The following is a 19,816-nucleotide window of genomic DNA, read 5'->3' on the forward strand; positions in this document are numbered from 1 at the left end:
GGACGGTCGGCAACGCTACCTGTCGTGCTCGGGCTGGGCTCGGTCGGCGAGCACTAGGGTGGCCGGGTGCCACGTCGTACGCCGTCGAACCTGATGGAGGCGCTCGGGCTCGGGGAGGGTGCCGACCACTTCTACGAGCGGCTCCGCGCCCAGTCCGGCCGGGAGGTGGTCTCGGTCGCCCAGGCCCTGCTGCGGACCCCGGAGGAGCTGGTCAAGGACCTGGCGCCGCTCGTCGATCGCGGCATCGCCCGGGTGGAGGAGGGCCGGCTCTTCGTGGAGAGCCCGACCGAGGCGCTCGTCCGGATGCTGGCCGAGACCGCGGCGACGGCGGCCCGCGCCCACCGCCGGCTCGAGGAAGTGGCCACCGTGGTGCCGCTGCTGGCCGGCTCCTCCGCCGCGCTGGAGCCAGGGGCCGTCCAGGACGCCGTGCCGATCGACGGCGAGGTCACCCGTGGCGGGGAGCCGGTGGAGCTGATCCACTCGCTGATCAGCCAGAGCCGGGGCGACATCCGGTGGCTGCGCCCGGGCCAGTTCGCGCGGTCGCGTGAGGACGCCATGGTGCAGGTGGTGCGGGAGGTGGTGGAGCAGGGCCGGCGCTCGTTGGCGATCTACCCGGTCCGGGCGCTCACCGAGGCCCGTGAGGTGCTGGTGGCCCGCGCCTCGGTGGGGGAGGAGATCCGGGTGCTCCCCGACCTCCCGACGCGGATGTTCATCATCGGCACCACCCACGCCGTCCTCCCCGAGCCGATCGGCCTCGCCGACGAGACCCGCTCGCTCGTGCGCCAGCGGGGCCTCGTCGACGCCCTGACGCTGTGGTTCGAGACGTTCTGGCAGCGTGCGTTGCCGGTGCCGGACCTCGAGCGGGGGGATCCGAGGCCGGACGTGCGCAAGCTGCTGCTGCAGCAGCTCGCCGAGGGGGCACAGGACGAGCAGATCGCCCGTCGCCTCGGGGTCAGCCTGCGGACCGTCCGGCGCCGGATCGCCGACCTGCTGGCCGACCTGGGCGTCGAGACCCGCTTCCAGGCCGGAGCCGAGGCGGCGCGGCGCGGCTGGCTCTGAGGCGGCCCTGCCCTCCTCGGTGGCCGGGCCCCCTCGGTGGTCGAGCCCCCCTCGGTGGTCGAGCCCCTCTCGGTGGTCGAGCCTGTCCGACCTTCGGTGGTCGAGCCTGTCGAGACCACGTCCGACCTTCGGTGGTCGAGCCTGTCGAGACCACGTCCGACCCTCGGTGGTCGAGCCTGTCGAGACCACGTCCGTCCGGCTCCACCGCCGGGTGGGGTCAGGGAAGGACCATCGAGTAGGCGCCCGGCTCGACCCGCCAGGTGCGTCGGCGCTCGGGACCGTAGATCTCGCCGTCGGCCGAGCAGTAGAACTCCTCGCCGTCGATCGACACCTGGCTCGCCCGGAGGGCGATCACGTCGTCGCGGTGGGAGTGGGTGCCCCGCAGCAGGCTGCCGAGGTAGCCGACCCGCTGCAGCGGACCGGCCGAGCGGGCCACGACCACGTCGACCTTGCCGTCGCGGGTGTCGGCGCCCGGGACCAGCTCGGTCCCACCGCCGACCGTCGCGCCGTTGCCGACGGCGACCATGAGCACGGGCTCGTCGTAGTCGACGACCACCTCGCCGTCGACCTCCACCCGCAAGCGGACGTACGGCGGCTTCATCGCGGCCAGCGCGGCCCCGATCGGGTAGCCGAGCTTGCCGAGGTTGAGCCCGCCGACGCCGACCCCGTGCAGCCGGTCCTTCCAGCGCTCGCCGCGCCGGCTCGCCTGGGCCCCGGCGCCGGCGTGCACGCTGTTGACGACGATCTCACCGACCTCGTCGAGGATGAGGTCCACCCGGCGTACCCGGCCGTGCAGCACGACCTTGGCGGCCTCCTCGGTGTCGAGGGGGATCCCGTTGCCGCGGGCGAAGTCGTTGCCGGTGCCGAGCGGGAGCAGCCCGAGCACGGCGTCGTGCAGCTCGTGGCGGCGGTGCAGCGCGGCGACGACGGCGTGCATGCTGCCGTCACCACCGGCGACGACGATCCGCCGGGACCCGGCCCGGTGCAGCACGCCGTCGAGCTCGCCGGGGTCGGAGGTGGCGCACACCTCGACCGACGTGCGGTCGCGCAGGACAGCCAGCGCCCGCTCGAGCTCCTGCTCGTCCGCGGGGCCGGCGTCGCTGTTCGTGATCACCAGGAGCGGGTCCATCGGCGCGACCCTATCCCGCACCGCGCGAGGATCTTGCTAACGTGAGGCCGCAAGAGCCCCGGTCAGCGCTTGCTGCACCCCGGGGCTTTCCTGTTGCGTGAGGAGCTCAGATGCCCGCGATCGTCGTGCTCGGCGCCCAGTGGGGCGACGAGGGCAAGGGCAAGGCCACCGACCAGCTGGCCACCACCGACCCGATCGACTACGTCGTCCGCACCAGCGGGGGGCACAACGCCGGTCACACCATCGTCATCAACGGCGAGAAGTACGCCACCCACCTGCTGCCCAGCGGCATCTTGACGCCGGGCGCGACGTCGGTCATCGCCAACGGTGTGGTCGTCTCGCCCGAGGCGCTCTTCCGCGAGCTCGACGGCCTGCTCGAGCGGGGCGTCGAGATCGGCGGGCTCGTGGTGAGCGCCAACGCGCACGTCATCGCGTCGTACCACTCGACGATCGACAAGGTCACCGAGCGCTTCCTCGGCAAGAACCAGATCGGCACCACCGGCCGCGGGATCGGGCCGGCCTACTCCGACAAGGTCAACCGCTACGGCGTGCGGATCGCGGACCTCTTCGACGAGAAGATCCTGCGCGAGAAGGTCGAGGCGGCCCTCGACGTCCGCAACCACCTGCTGACCAAGGTCTACAACCGGCGCGCCATCGAGGTCGACGCGGTCGTCGAGGAGCTGACGTCGTACGTCGACCGGCTCCGCCCGATGGTGGCCGACACCTCGCTCCTGCTCAACCAGGCGCTCGACCGCGGCGAGACCGTCCTCTTCGAGGGCGCGCAGGCGACGATGCTCGACGTCGACCACGGCACCTACCCGTTCGTCACGTCCTCGAGCCCGGTCGCCGGCGGTGTCTGCACCGGCGCCGGCGTCGGACCCACGCGCATCGACCGGGTCATCGGCGTGATCAAGGCCTACACGACGCGGGTCGGCTCGGGGCCGTTCCCGACCGAGCTCTTCGACGACGACGGCGTGCAGCTGCAGCGGCTCGGCGGCGAGATCGGCGTCTCCACCGGCCGGACCCGCCGCTGCGGGTGGTACGACGCCGTCGTGGCCCGGTACTCCTCGCGCGTCAACGGCCTCACCGACTACTTCCTGACCAAGCTCGACATCCTCGGGGCCTGGGAGCGGATCCCGGTCTGCGTGGCCTACGAGGTCGACGGCGTGCGGCACGACGAGATGCCGATGACCCAGACCGAGTTCCACCACGCCACGCCGGTCTACGAGTACCTCGACGGCTGGGGCACCGACATCTCCGGCTGCCGCACCTTCGAGGACCTGCCGGCCAACGCGCAGGCCTACGTCCGGGCGCTGGAGGAGATGTCCGGCACCAAGATCTGGGCGGTCGGCGTCGGCCCGGGTCGCGAGCAGACCGTGGTCGTCAACCCGTGAGGGTCCTCGTCATCGGCACCGGTGGACGGGAGCACGCGCTCGCGCTCGCCCTCGCCCGGGACCCGGAGGTGACCGAGCTGCACGCGGCGCCCGGCAACCCGGGCCTCGCCGACGTGGCGACGCTCCACGACGTCGACCCGGGCGACCCGGCGGGGGTGGCGGCGCTCGCCACCCGACTGGGGGTCGACCTCGTGGTGGTCGGGGCCGAGGCGCCACTGGTGGCCGGTGTCGCCGACGCGGTGGTCGGGGCCGGCATCGCCTGCTTCGGGCCGTCGCGCGCGGCCGCGCGGCTCGAGGGGTCGAAGGCGTTCAGCAAGGAGGTCATGGCGGCGGCGGGGGTTCCCACCGCGAGGTCGTGGGTGTGCACCACCCCGACCGAGGTCGCCGAGGCGCTGGCCGCGGCCGGGTCCCCGTACGTCGTCAAGGACGACGCGCTCGCCGCAGGCAAGGGCGTCGTCGTGACCACCGATCGCGACGAGGCGCTGGCCCACGCCGCGGCCTGCGGGCGGGTGGTGGTCGAGGAGTTCCTCGACGGACCGGAGGTCTCGCTCTTCGCGGTCTGCGACGGCACCACGGCGTACCCGCTGCAGCCGGCGCAGGACTTCAAGCGGATCTTCGACGGCGGCCGGGGCCCGAACACCGGCGGGATGGGCTCCTACTCGCCGCTGCCGTGGGCGCCGCCCGACCTCGCCGCCACGGTGATGGCGACCGTGGTCCAGCCGACCCTCGACGAGATGGCCCGGCGGGGCGCGCACTTCCGCGGCTGCCTCTACGTCGGCCTCGCGCTCACCGACGACGGGCCACGGGTCATCGAGTTCAACGTCCGCTTCGGCGACCCCGACGTCCAGCCCGTGCTCGCACTGCTCGACTCCCCGCTGGGCGAGCTGCTGCTCGCGGCCGCCGAGGGTCGGCTCGGCGACGTCCCGCCGCCGACCTTCCGCGCCGGCGCGGCCGTGACGGTCGTCCTCGCCTCAGCCGGCTACCCCGAGTCCTCGTCGAAGGGTGACGTGATCACCGGCGTCACCGAGGCCGGGGCCCGGGACGGGGTCGACGTCGTCCACGCCGGCACGGCCTTGGTCGAGGACCGGCTGGTGACCGCCGGTGGCCGGGTGCTCGCCGTACGGGCGGTCGGGGCGGACGTCGCCGACGCGCGGAGCCGCGCCTACGCCGCAGCGGACCTGGTCTCCTTCCCCGGGCTCCAGCGGCGCTCGGACATCGCCGCCGAGCCTCTCGGTGTCGTCGAGGGCGCCTCGGTCCTCACCCCCCACCACCCGTCGAGTGGGGACCTCTGACCGTCGAGTCGTGACCTACGACCGTCGAGTCGGGACCTGTGGCCGTTCAATCGGCCGAGTGGACGGTCACAACTCCCGACTCGACGGTCAGGGGTCCCGAGTGAACGGGCACAACTCCCGACTCGGCGGCGTGGGAGAATCCGCCGCGTGACCGACCCGACCGACCCGACCGTCCCGAACGTCCCGAACGTCCTGGCCACGCGGTACGCCGCTCCCGACCTCGCCGGCATCTGGTCGCCGGAGCACAAGGTGGTCCTCGAGCGTCAGCTGTGGATCGCCGTGCTCAAGGCCCAGCGCGACCTCGGGATCGACGTGCCCGACGGGGTCGTCGAGGCCTACGAGGCGGTCGTCGACCAGGTCGACCTGGCCTCGATAGCCGCCCGCGAGCGGGTGACCCGCCACGACGTGAAGGCGCGGATCGAGGAGTTCTGCGCGCTGGCCGGCCACGAGCACGTCCACAAGGGCATGACCTCGCGCGACCTCACCGAGAACGTCGAGCAGCTCCAGGTGCGCCAGTCGCTCGCGCTGGTGCGTGACCGCGCGGTCGCCACGCTGGCCCGCCTGGCCCGGCTGGCCAGCGAGCACGAGGTGACCGTGATGGCCGGTCGCAGCCACAACGTCGCCGCGCAGGCGACGACGCTCGGCAAGCGGTTCGCCACGGTGGCCGACGAGATGCTGGTGGCGCTGGAGCGGGTCGAGGACCTCCTCGGCCGGTACCCGCTGCGCGGCATCAAGGGCCCGATGGGCACCGCCCAGGACATGCTCGACCTGCTGGACGGCGACGAGGAGAAGCTCGCCGACCTCGAGCAGCGGGTGGCGGCCCACCTGGGCTTCGAGCGGGTGCTGACCAGCGTCGGCCAGGTCTACCCGCGCTCGCTGGACTTCGACGTCCTCTCCGCGCTGGTCCAGCTCGTGGCCGGGCCGTCGAACCTGGCCACGACCGTGCGGCTGATGGCCGGCAACGAGCTGGTCACCGAGGGCTTCAAGGAGGGGCAGGTCGGCTCCTCGGCCATGCCGCACAAGATGAACAGCCGCTCCTGCGAGCGGGTCAACGGGCTGGCGGTGGTCACCCGCGGCTACCTGTCGATGATCGGCGAGCTCGCCGGCGACCAGTGGAACGAGGGCGACGTCTCCGACTCGGTGGTGCGGCGGGTCGCGCTGCCCGACGCCTTCTTCGCGGTGGACGGCCTCTTCCAGACCTTCCTCACCGTCCTCGACGAGTTCGGCGCGTTCCCCGCGGTCGTCCAGCGTGAGCTCGACCGGTACCTGCCGTTCCTCGCGACGACCAAGGTCCTCATGGCGGCGGTCCGCAACGGCGTGGGGCGGGAGGCCGCGCACGAGGCGATCAAGGAGGCGGCGGTCGGTACGGCGCTGGACATGCGCCGCGGCCAGGCCGAGAACGACGTCTTCGCCCGGCTGGCGGCCGACCCGCGGCTCGACCTCTCGGCGGACCAGCTGGCCTCGCTCGTCGCCGAGCCGATCACCTTCACCGGCGCCGCGGTCGCCCAGGTCCGCGAGGTCGTGCGCCGGGTGAGCGAGGTCGTCGAGCGGCACCCCGTCGCCGCGGCGTACGCCCCCGGCGCGATCCTCTGACAGCTCCCCGGGACAGGGCGAGGGCCCGGACACCGGGTCGGTGTCCGGGCCCGTGGTGCAGGCCTCAGCTCTCGATCGCGGCGGGCTCGCGGTCCGAGGAGCCCGAGGAGACCTCGATCTTGCGGGGCTTGGCCTTCTCCGCGACCGGCACGACCAGCCGCAGCACGCCGCTGTCGTAGGACGCCTCGATCCGGTCGAGGTCGAGGTTGTCCCCGAGGACCAGCTGGCGGCTGAAGGAGCCGCGGGTGCGCTCGCTGGCGAGCATCTGCCAGTCGCCGTTGTTGGCGACGCGCTCCGCGCGCACGGTCAGCACGTTGCGCTCGACGTCGAGGTCGATCGACTCGCGGGCCACACCCGGGAGGTCGAACTCGATGACGAAGCGGTCACCCTCGCGCCAGGCGTCCATCGGCATGACGGCCGGGCGGTTGGTCGTCCCCAGCAGCTGCTGGGTGAGGCGGTCGAAGTCGCGGAAGGGGTCGGTGGTGCGCAGCAACATGGGGTGGTCCTCCTTCGTGGTGTCCGTGGTGTTCGTCCGACGGTCTGCGTGAGCCCGTCGTATCTGTATCAACGGTTACAGGTTTTTTATATTCCAGGACTGAGGCAGAATCAAGCCCATGTCGAGCACGGAGCGCCGGGGCAGCGGTCGGGCCAGCGGTCGGGGCAGCGGTCGGGGCGTCTTCGCGATCTCCGTGGCGGCCGGCATGGTCTCCATGGAGATCCAGAACCTCCGGGTCTACGAGCGCCGGGGACTCGTCGACCCGGACCGGACCCCCGGGGGCACGCGGCTCTACAGCGAGGCCGACATCGAGCGGCTGCACCGGATCCGTGACCTGCTCGGCGAGGGCTTGAACCTCGCCGGCGTCGGGCGGGTGCTCGCCCTCGAGGACGAGGTACGCCGGCTGCGCGCGGCCAACGCCCGGCTGCGGCGGGCGGCCGGGGACTGAGCGCCGGTCAGCCGCGCGCGCCGGCTCCGCGGTCGGGCACGTGGGGCGGCTCGTGGCGCCGCGACCAGATGGCCGTGGCCAGAGCGGTGCTGAGCACCAGCAGGGAGACGACCAGGGCGACCCGCAGGGCGCCGCCGGCGTCCAGCGGCCCCATCGCGACGCCGTACGACGTCATCAGCAGCGCCGCTCCCAGCGAGGAGCCGATGCGCTGGCCGGTCTGGAGCGCAGCGCCGGCCGCGCCACCCATCTGCGGCGGCACCTCGGCGAGGGCGAGCGTGAAGTTCGGCGAGATCACCCCGCCACCACCCAGCCCGGCGAGCAGCAGGCACGGCACCAGCGCCAGCCCGATCAGGACCCCGTCGAGGGCGGGGGCGAAGAGCATCGTGAGCGCGACGCCCGACATCATCACCGCGAGCGCCACCACGGTCAGCGACCGGCCAGCGTGGGAGACCCGCCGCCCGGCCAGTGGCGCGGTGATGGCGGCGCCGACGGCGAAGGGCGTCGTCAACAGGCCGGTGGTCAGCGGCGAGAGCCCCAGCGCGTCCTGCAGGTGGACCGAGAGCACCAGGAAGATGCCGGTGAAGCCGGTGAAGTAGAGCGCGCCGATCGCCAGGCCGGTGCTGTAGCCGGGGAGCCGGCGCAGCAGCGAGACGTCGAGGAGCGGTGGCCGCCCGCGGCGGCGCAGCCGGCTCTCCCACCGGACGAACGCCCAGCCGAGCACCGGCGCGCCGGGCAGCAGCACCAGCGGCAGCAGCGCGCCGCCCTCCAGGCTCACGAGCGGGAGAAGTACGCACAGCACGGTGCCGCCGAGCAGCAGGGCGCCTGGTACGTCGATCCACGTGCCGGCGCCGTCGGGGTCGTCCGTGCGGTCGGGGCCCGGGACGATCACTGCGATCGCGACCAGGGCGGCCAGACCGATGGGGACGTTGACCAGGAAGAGCCACCGCCAGCCGGACTCCTCGCCGGCCAGCGCGATGATCGCGCCGCCGAGCACCGGCCCGGTGGCCGAGGAGAGCGCGACGGTGAACCCGAACATGCCGAAGGCCCGACCGCGCTCCTCGCCGCGGAAGTGCTGCTGGATGAGGCCGGAGCTCTGCGGCGTGAGCAGGCCCGCGGTGGCGCCCTGCAGCAGACGCGCGGCGATGACCGTCTCGGCGTTCGGCGCCATGCCGACGGCCGCGCTGGCGAGGATGAAGCCGGTCAGGCCGATCAACATCAGGCGGCGCCGGCCGTGGGCGTCACCCAGCCGTCCGCCGGCGACCAGCGTGAGGCCGAAGGTCAGGGCGTACCCCGACACCACCCACTGGATGGTGCCGGTAGTGGTGTCGAGACCGTCCTGCATCGAGGGGATCGCGACGTTGACGATCGTGACGTCGAGCAGCGACATGAAGCCGACGACGAGGGTCACGCCGAGCACCCGCCACCGCCGCGGGTCGGGTCCCTCCGTCCCCCTGCCGTCACCCGGGCCGTCTCCCGGGGACACCCGCTCCCGGGTGCCGGCTCCCTGCTCGCTCACCGGCACCCGTTGCCCGATCCGCCGGTCCGTCAGTCACGGCAGGGAGCCGGCGGTTTGCGGCACCTCCACCGGTACGTCGAGCATGCGCCCCATGAGCGCTCCCGTCACCGTCTCGATCACCCGGCACCTCGACCCCGGCCACGACGCGGAGATGCTGAGCTGGCTGCAGGCCGGCACCACGCTGGCCCAGCAGTTCCCGGGGTTCCTCGGCGCCGGGTGGGTGCGGCCCGAGGCCGGGTCGGCCACCTGGCACATGCTCTACCGGTTCGCCGACCAGGCCGCGCTCGAGGCGTGGGAGCACTCGCCGCAGCGGCAGTGGTGGCGCTCGTCGGCGTCCGGGCTCGGCGTGGTGGAGTCGCGCGTCGAGCGCCGTACCGGCATCGAGGGCTGGTTCGACGACCCCGCCAGCCGCGACGTCGAGGACCTCCGCGCCGCGACCGCCGCCCCGCCGCGGTGGAAGCAGGCGTCGGTGATCTTCCTCGTCTTCTACCCGCTCAGCGTGCTGGCCAACTGGGCGGCCGGGCCGCTCGTCGGCGAGGTGCTGCTGCCGCTGCGGGTGCTGCTCACCGTGCTCGTGATGACGCCGGTGATGACCTACCTGGCCCTGCCCTGGGTCACCCGCCGGATGGAGTGGTGGCTGCAGGGCCGACCGGCTCCGTGGCGGCGGCGCCACTAGCCTGGCCCCGTGGCCGACTCTGCATCCTCCCTCGGGATCCCCGACGCCCCGCCGATCGAGGGTGCGCGGCACCTGCACTCTGGGAAGGTCCGCGACCTCTACGAGCTCACCGAGGGCCCGTACGCCGGTGGCCTGCTGATGGTGGCCAGCGACCGGATCTCCGCCTACGACTTCGTCCTGGACACCACGATCCCCGACAAGGGCGAGATCCTCACCCGGATGTCGCTGTGGTGGTTCGACCAGCTGGCCGACCTCGTGCCGCACCACGTGCTCTCCACCGACGTGCCCGCCGCCGTCCGCGGCCGGGCGGTGGTCTGCGAGCGGCTGGAGATGTTCCCGGTCGAGTGCGTCGCGCGCGGCTACCTCACCGGCTCCGGCCTGGCCGACTACCGGGCGACCGCCAGCGAGGGGCACAGCGTCTGCGGCATCGCGCTGCCGGCCGGGCTGGAGGACGGCTCCCGGCTGCCGGAGCCGATCTTCACGCCGGCCACCAAGGCCGACCTCGGCGACCACGACGAGAACGTCGACTACGACGCCGTCGTCGCCACGGTCGGCGCGGACGACGCCGCCCGGCTGCGCGAGCTGACCCTGCAGGTCTACGCCCGGGCGGAGGCGGTCGCCCGCGAGCGCGGGATCGTGCTGGCTGACACCAAGCTCGAGTTCGGACGCCGGTCGGACCCTTCGACGGGCTCAAGACAGGCGCGAGAGATCGTGCTCGGTGACGAGGTGCTGACGCCGGACTCCTCCCGCTTCTGGCCGGCCGACCAGTGGCAGCCCGGCCGCACCCAGCCGTCGTACGACAAGCAGATCGTGCGCGACTGGCTGACCTCGCCCGAGTCCGGCTGGGACCGGTCGTCCGGCGAGGCCCCGCCGCCGCTGCCGGCCGAGGTGGTCGAGCGCACCCGGGCGCGGTACCTCGAGGCCTACGAGCTGCTCACCGGCCAGCGCTGGTGAGGACGCCGGCGACCGCATGAGGATCCGGTTCGACGTCCCGGCCGAGGTGGTCTTCGACTACCTGGCGGACCCGCGGAACCGGCCGGAGTGGCAGTCCAGCCTCGCCCGGGTGGAGGACGTCGTCGGGGAGCCGGGCCCGGGCCAGGCCTGGACCGACGTGACGAAGCCGGGCTTGAAGCCGCGGATGGCCACGACGACGTACGAGCGGCCCCGCCGCTGGGCGGAGACAGGCACCTGGGGCGGGTTCTCCGCCGACCTGGTCCTCGAGCTCGCGCCCGACGGCGACGGCTGCCTCGCCGACGTGACCTTCGACGTCCGCGGCCGGGGCGTCGCGCGCCCGGCTGCGGCCGTGCTCGGGCTGGTCGCGCCCCGCGCGGTGGCCGCCGACCTCCGGCGGGCCGCCGAGGTGCTCTCGGCCGAGCCCGGGCGCCGGGGTTCGTGACCGGTCAGTAGGTTGGTCCCGTTCCGCACCGTCGTGATGGAGGCCACTCGTGTCGTACAACCTGTCGTCCCTGCTGGAGAACAGCGCGAAGACCTACCCGGACCGGGACGCGATCGTCCTCGGCGACACCCGGCTGACCTACGCCGCGGTCGACTCGTTCGCGAACATGGTGGCCAACCTGCTGGTCTCCCGCGGGATCGAGCCGGGCGACAAGGTGGCGCTGAGCTGCCCGAACCTGCCGTACTTCTCGATCGTCTACTACGGCATCCTCAAGGCCGGCGCCACCGTCGTGCCGCTCAACGTCCTGCTCAAGGGCCGCGAGATCGCCTACCACCTCGCCGACTCCGACGCGAAGGCCTACTTCTGCTTCCAGGGCACCCCGGACCTGCCGATGGCGAAGGAGGGGCACGCCGGCTTCAGCCAGACCGACGGCTGCGAGCACTTCTTCGTGATCACCGCCGACCTCGGCGCCGAGTCGCCGATCGAGGGCACCGAGACGATGGCCCAGGCGATGGGCGGGCAGAGCAACGAGTTCACCTCGGTCGAGACCGACGAGGACGACACCGCGGTCATCCTCTACACCTCCGGCACCACCGGTCAGCCCAAGGGCGCCGAGCTGCGCCACCGCAACATGCGTGACAACGCGACGCTCGGCGAGAAGCTCTTCGGCGCCTCGACCGAGCGGCCCGACACCTTCATGTGCGTGCTGCCGCTCTTCCACTCCTTCGGCCAGACCGTCATCCAGAACGGCGCCTTCGCCTACGGCGGCACCATCGTGATGCTCCCGCGCTTCGAGCCCCTGCCCGCGCTCCAGCTGATGGTGCAGGAGAAGGTCACCTTCTTCGCCGGCGTGCCGACGATGTACTGGGGCCTCCTCGGCTCCCTCGAGGACTCGGGCATCGACGTCGGCCAGGTGAAGGAGAACCTCCGCGTCGCGGTCGCCGGCGGCTCGGCCCTGCCGGTCGAGGTGCACAAGGACTTCGAGAAGAAGTTCGGCGTCACCATCCTCGAGGGCTACGGCCTCTCCGAGACCTCGCCGGTCGCGTCGTTCTCGACGTACGGCGAGCCGGTGCGGGTGGGCTCCATCGGCGTGCCGGTGCCGGGGGTCGAGATGAAGCTGGTCCGCCCCGACTCGTGGGACGAGGTGGAGGAGGGCGAGGTCGGCGAGATCGCCATCAAGGGCCACAACATCATGAAGGGCTACTACGGCCGGCCCGAGGCGACCGGCGAGGTCATCCAGGACGGCTGGTTCCGCTCCGGCGACCTGGCCCGCCGTGACGAGGACGGCTGGTACTACATCGTCGACCGCTCCAAGGACATGATCATCCGCGGCGGCTTCAACGTGTACCCGCGCGAGATCGAGGAGGTGCTGATGACCCACGAGTCCGTGTCGCTGGCCGCGGTCATCGGTGTCCCGCACGAGAGCCACGGCGAGGAGATCAAGGCGTTCGTCATCCTGAACCCGGGCGCCTCGACCACGCCGGAGGAGATCGTCGAGTGGTCCAAGGACCAGCTGGCCGCTTACAAGTACCCCCGCGTCGTCGAGGTCGTCGACAGCCTGCCGATGACCGCGACCGGGAAGATCCTCAAGCGCGAGCTGTCGTGAGGTTCCTGCTCCTGGCGGTGGCCGCGCTCGCGGTCGTCGCCGGGGGCCTGTGGTGGGCCGGCGGCTCCGGTGTCGTCGGCCCGATCCTCGCCGGCCTCGGGGTCGCCCTCGTCATCTCGGTGGTCCAGCACTCCCGCCGCCGCTAGGCGGTCCGCCCAGCCCGGCGTCCCGCGCAAGCGCCACCATCTCGGCGCGGGACCGGGCATGGAGCTTGCCGAGGATGTCGCTGACCCGGTTGCGGACCGTCTTGTCGGAGAGGAAGAGCCGGCGGGCGATCGAGCCGTTGTCGAGGCCCTGGGCGATCAGCTCGAGGACCTCGTGCTCCCGCGGTGTCAGCTGGGGGAACGTGGCCGACGGCGCCGCGCGACCGGCGGCGAAGTAGGCCAGCACGCGTCCGGCGACGCCCGCCCCGAAGACGGCCTCGCCGCAGGCCGCACCGATGATCGCCCGCTCGATCTCGTCCACCTCGGCCTCCTTGAGCAGGTAGCCGCGGGCGCCCGCACGCAGGGCGGCGAAGACCGAGTCGTCGTCGGAGTCCATGGTCAGCACCACCACTGCGACCGCCGGGTGCTCGACGCGGGTCCGTGCCGTCGCCTCGAGGCCGCCGACGCCCGGCATCCGCAGGTCCATGAGCACCACGTCCGGCTGGTGCGTCGCGGTCAGGGCGAGCGCCTCCTCGCCGTCGCCGGCCTGGGCCACGACCTCGATCGCGGGCAGGTCGTCGAGGACGGCGACCATCCCGGCGCGGAAGACCGGGTGGTCGTCGACCACGAGGACACGGACGGTGCTGGTCACAGGACCTCCAGGGGAAGGGTCGCGCGGACGGTGGTCCCGCCGCCGGGGGTGGGGAGCTGGTCGAGCCGGCCGCCGACCTCGGCGGCCCGCTCACGCATGCTGGTCGTGCCCACGCCGGCCCGCGGCCGGGGTGGCAGGCCGACGCCGTCGTCGACGACCTCGACCACCAGGTCGCCGCCGGTCGTCCGCGCCCGGACGCAGACCTCGGTGGCGACCGCGTGGCGCAGGGCGTTGCTGAGCGCCTCCGACGCGATGGCGTACGCCGCGACCTCGACCGCGGCGCGCGGCGCGCCCAGGTCCGCCACCTCGGCGACGCACCGGGGCGTGTCGTGCCCGGTGACGAGGTCGCGCAGCGCTCCGGCCAGCCCTCGCTGGTCGAGCACCGGGGGGCGCAGGCCGTGCACCAGCGCCCGCAGCTCGGTCACCGTGCCGCGCAGGCCGTCGCGGAGCGTGCCGACGCGCTCGGCCAGCGCCGGCAGCTCGTCCCGCTCGAGCCGCTTGGCCAGCGAGTCCAGCTGGAGCGCCGTGCCGGCGAGGCTGGGCGCGACCCCGTCGTGGAGGTCGGCCCGCAGTCGGCGCCGCTCCTCCTCCCGGGCGGCCACGATCCGGCCCCGGCTCCGTGCGACATCGGCGACGAGCGTCGCGGCGTACGCCAGCGTGCCGGCCCGGCCGGCGACCTCCTCGACCGCGGCCTCCTGCTCCGCCGACCACCGCTCACCGGGCGCGCGCAGACCCACGTGGAGCTCGCCGACCTGCGTGCCCAGCGCGGTGCAGGGCACGACCCGGCTGCCGTGCAGCGGCGTGCCCGAGGCGACCGAGACGTCGGCGCCCGTGAACCCCACCGATGGCAGCCGCAGCGCGTCGCGGAGCCCGTCGACGAGCCGCTGCAGCGCCTCCACCGGCTCGGATGCCGCCGCGACGTGGCGTCCGACGCGGGAGACCACGGCGTACGGGTTGTGCCGGTGGCCGAAGAGCCAGCGGTCGACCAGCTCCTGCACGCGGTCCCGGCCCGCGGCGGCCACGAAGGCGGCCAGCGCCACCAGCACGACGCTCCACGTGGACTCCGGCGCGACCGCCTGGACGCCGTAGACCACCGCGACGTAGACCGCGACCACCGCGCCGGTCAGCAGGCCGAAGACCAGCGTCCGGTTGAGGGTCAGCTCGACGTCGAAGAGGCCGTGGCGCAGCATCGCGATGCCGATGGACACCGGGAGGGCGGCGAGACCGATGGCCTCGAGCCAGTGGGTCAGCCCGGCGCCGGAGCTGAGCACGGCGACCACGAGCACCAGGCCGCCGAGGAACAGCCACTGCAGCTGGGTGCGCTCGGCATCGCGCGCCCGCCGCATCCGCAGGGCCAGGGAGACCACGGCCAGCGGGATGCCGAGGACGAAGAGCGAGACCGAGCCGGTGAGCGTCACGTAGCGCCACCAGCCGAGGGCGGGCAGGCCGAGGGGGTTGGTCACGTCCGGCGCGATGTCGGTCGCCACTGGGGCGACCATCCGGGCGAGCGTGGTGACCGTCGCGACGAGGACCACGACGGCGACGACGGGTCGCCACCGGGGGCCGAGCACGTGCCCGTCGGGGAAGACGTGGGGGAGCAGGGGCAGGGTGAAGAAGTACGGCGCGAAGCCCCACACCGCCACCCATGCCGCGAAGCCGCCCAGCACCCCCTGGCCGTCGACGTGGGCGGCGTAGAGCGCCAGCACGTGGTACGGGCCGATGAGCGCGGGGAGCAGCATCAGCCACCCGACGGGGTTCCGGGGCCGGGCGCGGACCACCAGCGCACCCACCACGGGCCAGGCGATCCCGAGGGTCAGGTCGGCGACGTCACCGGCGTACGTCCGGCCGTCCAGCACCGCCTGCAGCGGGTGCACGGCGGCGCAGCACAGGACCGCCACCGTCGCGAGGACGGTGGCGACCAGGCGCAGCGTGCGGTCGCTGGGCACCCGCAGCTCGGGCGCCGGAGGTCTGGTCATGGTGGCCCCATGCTGCCCCAGTCGACGTCCCCGGTTCAGGAGGACGCAGTCCCTCGTGCCCGGGACGTCGGGCGGGCGAGCCTCGGGCCACACCGACGGAACCACCACGTCCCCAGGAGGACACCATGACCACGCTCGACACCACCGCTCCGGGCAGCACTCCCGGCACCGGACCGCGCCCCTCCGCCCGCCGCAGCCGGTGGCCGCTGACCGCGGCCGCCGCCGGCGCGCTCGGCTTCGTCGCCACGATGGTCCTCGACGGCCGGGGCGGCGTCCCGGTGGAGGTCCGCTTCACCGACGGGTTCTTCGACCAGCTCGACCCGGTGATCTACCGGCTGAGCCTCGCCGTCGGGTACGTCGCCGTGGCGCTGCTCCTGCTCACGGCCGCGCAGTGGCGCCGGCGGGTCGAGCCGCGCGTCCCCGGGTCGACCGCGGCGCACCTGGTGCCGCTCGGGCTCGTGGCCTCCGCGGCCGGCCTGGCCTACGGCTACGGGTGGAAGGGGGCTCTGGGGCTCTACCTGCCCGACGGCCTCGAGGGAGGCTCCTTCGACGACACCGGGCTGGCGGTCTACTACATGCTCAACGACTTCGGCGCCTGGATCGGCTGGCTCGGCGTCGTCGTGGCCGCGGCCGCCGTGGCCTGGATGGCCCTGCGGGAGCGGACCGTCTCCCGCTGGCTCGGGGTCGTGAGCCTGCTGCCGGTCCTGCAGACGACCCTCATGGTCGGCCTGATGGGCGTCCCGGGTGTTCCCGCGCTGCTGGCGCCGCTCTACCTGGTCGTGCTCGGCGTGGGGCTGGCCTTCGGTCGGAGCCCGGTCAGCCGCTGAGACGGGCGGGACTTCTCAGGGAAGTCCGTCGCTCACCGGCGGAGATCCGCCTGGGACCTGACCCGAGAAGTGCAGGAGTCCCCGGCCCACCGGGGACTCCTGCATCCTCCTCAGGAGGCGAACGGGTCGGGCCGGCCACCGGGCAGCTCGCCCAGCAGCTCACGGGCCTGCGCGGCGACCTTGTGCTCGACCAGCACCTCGTACCGGGTGGCCACGATCTGGGCGACGGAGGAGAAGTCGCGCCGACCGCGCGTGGCGGCGTACCCGGCGAGCGCCCAGATCAGGCCGAAGAGAGCGCCGAAGATGACCGTCGAGAGCAGGATCCGGGTGAGGCCCTCCTCGGTGAAGAGACCGAAGAGCAGGCCGACGAAGAGACCGAGCCAGGCACCCGACAGCACGCCGCTCAGCGCCACCTTCCCGGTGCTCAGCCGGCCGGTGATCCGCTCCACCCGCTTGAGGTCGGTGCCGACGATCATGCAGTGCTCCACGGGGAACTTGCGGTCGGAGAGGAAGTCGACCGCCTTCTGCGCGGCGGCGTAGTCCTCGTAGACGGCCAGCGACTGCGGGAAGTCGAGACCGAGGGGCGAGCGTCCGGGCCCTCCCAGTCCATTGCCAGTGGGGATGCTCATGTCCTCCACAGTGCCCGACGCGCCTAGACTGGACACATGCCCCGAGTCGTCGTCGACGTCATGCCCAAGCCCGAGATCCTCGACCCGCAGGGCAAGGCGGTGCTCGGTGCCCTGCCGCGGCTCGGCTTCTCCGGCGTGACCGACGTCCGCCAGGGCAAGCGCTTCGAGCTCGAGGTGGAGGGCGAGGTCACCGAGGCCGTCCTCGCCGACGTCACCCGGATGGCCGGAACCCTGCTGTCGAACCCGGTCATCGAGAACTTCGAGGTCCGCGTGGAGCAGGACGCATGAAGGTCGGTGTCGTCACCTTCCCCGGCTCCCTCGACGACGTCGACGCCCAGCGGGCGGTCCGGCTCGGCGGGAACGAGGCCGTCGCCCTCTGGCACGGCGACCACGACCTCAAGGGGGTCGACGCGGTCGTCCTGCCCGGCGGCTTCTCCTACGGCGACTACCTCCGCTGCGGGGCCATCTCCCGGTTCTCACCCGTGATGACCGAGGTCATCGAGGCTGCCGGCCGCGGCATGCCCGTGCTCGGCATCTGCAACGGCTTCCAGGTCCTCTGCGAGTCCCACCTGCTGCCGGGCGCGCTGATCCGCAACCAGCGCCAGAAGTTCCTCTGCCTCGACCAGCCGCTGCGGATCGAGAGCAACCGCACGGCGTGGACCTCCGCCTACGACGAGGGCCAGGAGGTCGTCATCGCGCTCAAGAACGGCGAGGGTGCGTTCGTGGCCGACGAGGAGACCCTCGACCGGCTCGAGGGCGAGGGGCAGGTCGTCGCCCGCTACCTCGGCGAGAACCCCAACGGCTCCCTGCGCGACATCGCCGGCATCAGCAACGAGCGCGGCAACGTCGTCGGCTTGATGCCGCACCCCGAGCACTCGGTCGAGGACCTCACCGGCACCGGCACCGACGGCCTCGGCTTCTTCACCTCCCTGGCGGCGGCGGTCCTGGCGTGAGCCCGCGCGGGCTGTTCACCCTGGTCGCGCGGGCCGAGGCGGTCACCTGGGCCGGCCTGCTGGCCGGCATGGTGCTCAAGTACGGCACCGGGACCACCGAGCTCGGCGTCCGCGTCTTCGGGATGCTGCACGGGATCGTCTTCATCGCCTACTGCCTGACCACCGTCGTGGTCGCCGTCGACGCCCGTTGGTCCCTCGGTCGGCTCGTCGGCGGCCTCGCGTGCGCCGTCCCGCCGTTCGCCACCCTGCTCTTCGAGCGGTACGCCGCGCGGCACGACCTGCTGCCGGCCGCCTGGCGCCTCGCCACGGCCACGCCCGACCGGGGCGTGGAGCGGCCGGTCGCCTGGCTGCTCCGCAACCCGGTGCGCGGGCTGGTCGCCGGCGCGGTGGCCGTCGTCGCCCTCACCGGCGTGGCGCTGCTCGCCGGGCCGCCCGCGGGCTGACCCGGCGGGCAGCCTCGGCGAGCAGGCTCAGCGCTTGCCGGCCTGCAGCGCCGCCCACGACTCGGGGTTGACCACGCCGGAGACGGTGAACCCGACCTCGGACTGCCAGGCGCGTACCGCCCGGTCGGTGCGGTTGTCGAAGACGCCGCTCACGCGCAGCTTCGTGTCCGGCTCCGCGGCGTTCAGCGCGCGCTGGACCCGGCGTACGGCGGGGCCGGCCGAGCCGAACTTCAGCACCGGCCGGTCGCCGGCGGTCAGCAGGGTCATCCAGCTCGGCCGGTTCCACCGGTCGCGGACCCGCAGCCCGCGGGCGGACTGCCACGAGCGGGCGGCCGCGACGGTCCGGGCGTTGTAGCGGCCGTTGAGCTTGCCGCCGTAGAGCCCGGCCTCCTTGAGCAGGCACTGCAGGGCGCGCACCTGGCCGCGGGGCGGGGTGTAAGAGGAGGTCCTGGGCTTGAGCGGCAGGTACTTGGCGCGGTTGACCGGCACGCCGTCGCAGTGGGTCTCCGGCGCGGCGACCGAGCCTCGCCCGACGTCGAGGAAGTTGGTGTCGATGTTGATCGTGACGTCGCCCCACGTCTCGTCGTGGCCGCCGCGGTACTGCTTGACCCGGCCGTGGGGGCGCCAGCCGTCCTCGCGGACGTAGGAGCTGGAGGTGTTGGCGACGCCGTCCCAGCGGGCCAGCCAGATGTAGTCGGGCATGGTGTAGGTGCCCGGGCGGTTCACCCGCGCGTTGTCGAGGTCCTTGATCCCCGACCCGGCGCTGGAGTAGACGCCCGAGACGTACCCGAGCTCGTGCAGCCGCTCGGTCCACGCGCCGACGAACGCCAGCGCCGACTCCCGGCAGTGGGTGTTCCCGCTGTCGTAGCCCTCGAGGTCGTACCAGAGCGCGCTGCCCGGCACGATCCCGAGCGCCTTGGCGGCGGCGACGGCCTCGTCGGCCTCGGCGACCGCCTGCCGGCGGGCCTGGTAGTAGCGGCCGTTGTTGCCGGGGCGCGGGTTGATCGTCTCGTCGTCGCCGTACCGGGGGAAGCGCGGCTGGCAGGACGCCTGCGGCCCGAGGGTGATCGGCAGCAGCCGCCAGCCACGGCGCAGCTGGGTGGCGATCCACCGCGGCGTCAGGTTCGGCTGCTCGCGGCAGGCGCGGGAGTCGCCGGAGATGTAGATGCCGACCGCGAGGTACGGCGAGTGGTTGAGCCAGCGGTTCATCTTCCACTGCTCGGGGGCCAGGCACTGGTCGAAGCCGAAGCCGGTGAAGTCGCCGGGCGTGACGACTGTGTTGGCCCGGCGCTTCTCGACCGATCCCTGGGTCGGGCGCTCCGCGGCGCCGGCGGCCGAGGCCCCGGTCGGGGCGGCGGCGAGCACGGTGGTGCCCAGCAGCGCGGACGAGAGCAGGGCGGCCATGGCGGTGCGCAACGGTGCGGTGCGCAGGCGACGGGGGGTGTGGCGACGCATGAGGGGATCTCCAAGGGGCTGACGGCGGATCACCATAACCACAGCAGTCACACCGGTCACAGGCGTTCGGCCGAACTCCACCGGTGTAGTTCGTCCCACGTGGCCTCGGGAGTCCGCCGCAGGCCGCCGTGGT

21 protein-coding genes are annotated in these 19,816 nt (G+C 73.2%); 14 read left to right on the forward strand and 7 right to left on the reverse strand.

Going from position 1 to position 19,816, the window contains the following annotated elements; all coding sequences use genetic code 11:
- The first annotated feature begins 66 nt into the window (after positions 1 to 66).
- Positions 67 to 1,059, forward strand: a complete 993-nt coding sequence (locus tag ACSMHG_RS04900) for a helix-turn-helix transcriptional regulator (RefSeq protein ID WP_435742305.1) — start codon at positions 67 to 69, stop codon at positions 1,057 to 1,059.
- Positions 1,060 to 1,276: 217 nt separating this feature from the next.
- Here ACSMHG_RS04900 and ACSMHG_RS04905 read toward each other — a convergent pair whose 3' ends face one another.
- Positions 1,277 to 2,188 carry a diacylglycerol/lipid kinase family protein gene (locus ACSMHG_RS04905; protein WP_435742306.1) on the reverse strand — a complete coding sequence of 304 codons (912 nt, stop codon included), beginning with the start codon at positions 2,186 to 2,188 and terminating at the stop codon, positions 1,277 to 1,279.
- A 110-nt stretch (positions 2,189 to 2,298) separates the two neighbouring features.
- On the opposite strand from ACSMHG_RS04905, the gene ACSMHG_RS04910 reads away from it, so the two are divergent.
- The 3 genes from ACSMHG_RS04910 (at position 2,299) to purB (ending at position 6,467) form a co-directional block, all read left to right on the forward strand.
- Positions 2,299 to 3,582: an adenylosuccinate synthase gene (locus ACSMHG_RS04910; protein ID WP_435742307.1), complete on the forward strand. Its 1,284-nt coding sequence runs from the start codon at positions 2,299 to 2,301 to the stop codon at positions 3,580 to 3,582.
- A complete protein-coding gene (purD, locus tag ACSMHG_RS04915; RefSeq protein ID WP_435742308.1) occupies positions 3,579 to 4,874 on the forward strand; it encodes a phosphoribosylamine--glycine ligase in 1,296 nt (431 codons plus the stop codon). The genes ACSMHG_RS04910 and purD overlap by 4 nt, the downstream gene beginning before the upstream one ends.
- A 147-nt stretch (positions 4,875 to 5,021) precedes the next feature.
- The gene (gene purB, locus ACSMHG_RS04920) at positions 5,022 to 6,467 is read left to right on the forward strand and encodes an adenylosuccinate lyase (protein WP_435742309.1); all 1,446 of its coding nucleotides are present in this window, start codon (positions 5,022 to 5,024) and stop codon (positions 6,465 to 6,467) included.
- 64 nt (positions 6,468 to 6,531) lie between these two features.
- Here the strand turns inward: purB and ACSMHG_RS04925 are convergent, their stop codons facing one another.
- Positions 6,532 to 6,963: an Hsp20/alpha crystallin family protein gene (locus ACSMHG_RS04925; protein WP_435742310.1), complete on the reverse strand. Its 432-nt coding sequence runs from the start codon at positions 6,961 to 6,963 to the stop codon at positions 6,532 to 6,534.
- A 118-nt stretch (positions 6,964 to 7,081) separates the two neighbouring features.
- On the opposite strand from ACSMHG_RS04925, the gene ACSMHG_RS04930 reads away from it, so the two are divergent.
- Positions 7,082 to 7,411 carry a MerR family transcriptional regulator gene (locus ACSMHG_RS04930; RefSeq protein WP_435742311.1) on the forward strand — a complete coding sequence of 110 codons (330 nt, stop codon included), beginning with the start codon at positions 7,082 to 7,084 and terminating at the stop codon, positions 7,409 to 7,411.
- 7 nt (positions 7,412 to 7,418) lie between these two features.
- On the opposite strand, the gene ACSMHG_RS04935 is transcribed toward ACSMHG_RS04930, so the two are convergent.
- On the reverse strand, positions 7,419 to 8,927 hold the full coding sequence (locus ACSMHG_RS04935; RefSeq protein ID WP_435742312.1) for an MFS transporter: 1,509 nt from the start codon (positions 8,925 to 8,927) through the stop codon (positions 7,419 to 7,421).
- A 91-nt stretch (positions 8,928 to 9,018) separates the two neighbouring features.
- Between ACSMHG_RS04935 and ACSMHG_RS04940 the strand changes: the two genes are divergently transcribed.
- The 5 genes from ACSMHG_RS04940 to ACSMHG_RS04960 are packed head-to-tail and all read left to right on the forward strand — an operon-like array spanning position 9,019 to position 12,751.
- Positions 9,019 to 9,603 (forward strand): antibiotic biosynthesis monooxygenase, encoded by a 585-nt coding sequence (locus tag ACSMHG_RS04940; RefSeq protein WP_435742314.1) that lies wholly within the window; start codon positions 9,019 to 9,021, stop codon positions 9,601 to 9,603.
- Positions 9,604 to 9,612: 9 nt separating this feature from the next.
- The gene (locus tag ACSMHG_RS04945; protein ID WP_435742315.1) at positions 9,613 to 10,557 is read left to right on the forward strand and encodes a phosphoribosylaminoimidazolesuccinocarboxamide synthase; all 945 of its coding nucleotides are present in this window, start codon (positions 9,613 to 9,615) and stop codon (positions 10,555 to 10,557) included.
- 16 nt (positions 10,558 to 10,573) lie between these two features.
- Complete coding sequence (locus ACSMHG_RS04950) at positions 10,574 to 10,999, forward strand: SRPBCC family protein (RefSeq protein ID WP_435742316.1); 426 nt, start codon at positions 10,574 to 10,576, stop codon at positions 10,997 to 10,999.
- A gap of 49 nt (positions 11,000 to 11,048) precedes the next feature.
- The gene (locus ACSMHG_RS04955; RefSeq protein WP_435742317.1) at positions 11,049 to 12,605 is read left to right on the forward strand and encodes a long-chain-fatty-acid--CoA ligase; all 1,557 of its coding nucleotides are present in this window, start codon (positions 11,049 to 11,051) and stop codon (positions 12,603 to 12,605) included.
- Positions 12,602 to 12,751, forward strand: coding sequence for a hypothetical protein (locus ACSMHG_RS04960; RefSeq protein WP_435742318.1), 150 nt, complete (start codon positions 12,602 to 12,604; stop codon positions 12,749 to 12,751). The genes ACSMHG_RS04955 and ACSMHG_RS04960 overlap by 4 nt, the downstream gene beginning before the upstream one ends.
- Here the strand turns inward: ACSMHG_RS04960 and ACSMHG_RS04965 are convergent.
- Both ACSMHG_RS04965 and ACSMHG_RS04970 read right to left on the reverse strand, forming a co-directional pair.
- Positions 12,717 to 13,400, reverse strand: coding sequence for a response regulator (locus ACSMHG_RS04965; RefSeq protein ID WP_435742319.1), 684 nt, complete (start codon positions 13,398 to 13,400; stop codon positions 12,717 to 12,719). The genes ACSMHG_RS04960 and ACSMHG_RS04965 overlap by 35 nt on opposite strands.
- Positions 13,397 to 15,376 carry a sensor histidine kinase gene (locus ACSMHG_RS04970; RefSeq protein WP_435742321.1) on the reverse strand — a complete coding sequence of 660 codons (1,980 nt, stop codon included), beginning with the start codon at positions 15,374 to 15,376 and terminating at the stop codon, positions 13,397 to 13,399. Before ACSMHG_RS04970 ends, ACSMHG_RS04965 begins: the two co-directional genes overlap by 4 nt.
- Before the next feature lie 125 nt (positions 15,377 to 15,501).
- On the opposite strand from ACSMHG_RS04970, the gene ACSMHG_RS04975 reads away from it, so the two are divergent.
- Complete coding sequence (locus ACSMHG_RS04975; RefSeq protein ID WP_435742322.1) at positions 15,502 to 16,203, forward strand: hypothetical protein; 702 nt, start codon at positions 15,502 to 15,504, stop codon at positions 16,201 to 16,203.
- A 110-nt stretch (positions 16,204 to 16,313) separates the two neighbouring features.
- Here ACSMHG_RS04975 and ACSMHG_RS04980 read toward each other — a convergent pair whose 3' ends face one another.
- Positions 16,314 to 16,832 (reverse strand): YflT domain-containing protein, encoded by a 519-nt coding sequence (locus ACSMHG_RS04980; protein ID WP_435742323.1) that lies wholly within the window; start codon positions 16,830 to 16,832, stop codon positions 16,314 to 16,316.
- 36 nt (positions 16,833 to 16,868) lie between these two features.
- Between ACSMHG_RS04980 and purS the strand changes: the two genes are divergently transcribed.
- From purS to ACSMHG_RS04995, 3 genes are read left to right on the forward strand one after another with little or no spacing between them, the layout of a single operon-like run.
- A complete protein-coding gene (gene purS / locus ACSMHG_RS04985) occupies positions 16,869 to 17,120 on the forward strand; it encodes a phosphoribosylformylglycinamidine synthase subunit PurS (protein WP_435742324.1) in 252 nt (83 codons plus the stop codon).
- A complete protein-coding gene (gene purQ, locus ACSMHG_RS04990) occupies positions 17,117 to 17,785 on the forward strand; it encodes a phosphoribosylformylglycinamidine synthase subunit PurQ (RefSeq protein ID WP_435742325.1) in 669 nt (222 codons plus the stop codon). The genes purS and purQ overlap by 4 nt, the downstream gene beginning before the upstream one ends.
- Positions 17,782 to 18,228 carry a DUF3817 domain-containing protein gene (locus ACSMHG_RS04995; protein WP_435742326.1) on the forward strand — a complete coding sequence of 149 codons (447 nt, stop codon included), beginning with the start codon at positions 17,782 to 17,784 and terminating at the stop codon, positions 18,226 to 18,228. Before purQ ends, ACSMHG_RS04995 begins: the two co-directional genes overlap by 4 nt.
- Before the next feature lie 27 nt (positions 18,229 to 18,255).
- On the opposite strand, the gene ACSMHG_RS05000 is transcribed toward ACSMHG_RS04995, so the two are convergent.
- Positions 18,256 to 19,683, reverse strand: coding sequence for a glycoside hydrolase domain-containing protein (locus ACSMHG_RS05000; protein ID WP_435742327.1), 1,428 nt, complete (start codon positions 19,681 to 19,683; stop codon positions 18,256 to 18,258).
- Positions 19,684 to 19,816: the final 133 nt, after the last annotated feature.

It is taken from the genome of Nocardioides ureilyticus (assembly GCF_051280745.1).
Classification (GTDB): Bacteria; Actinomycetota; Actinomycetes; order Propionibacteriales; family Nocardioidaceae; genus Nocardioides.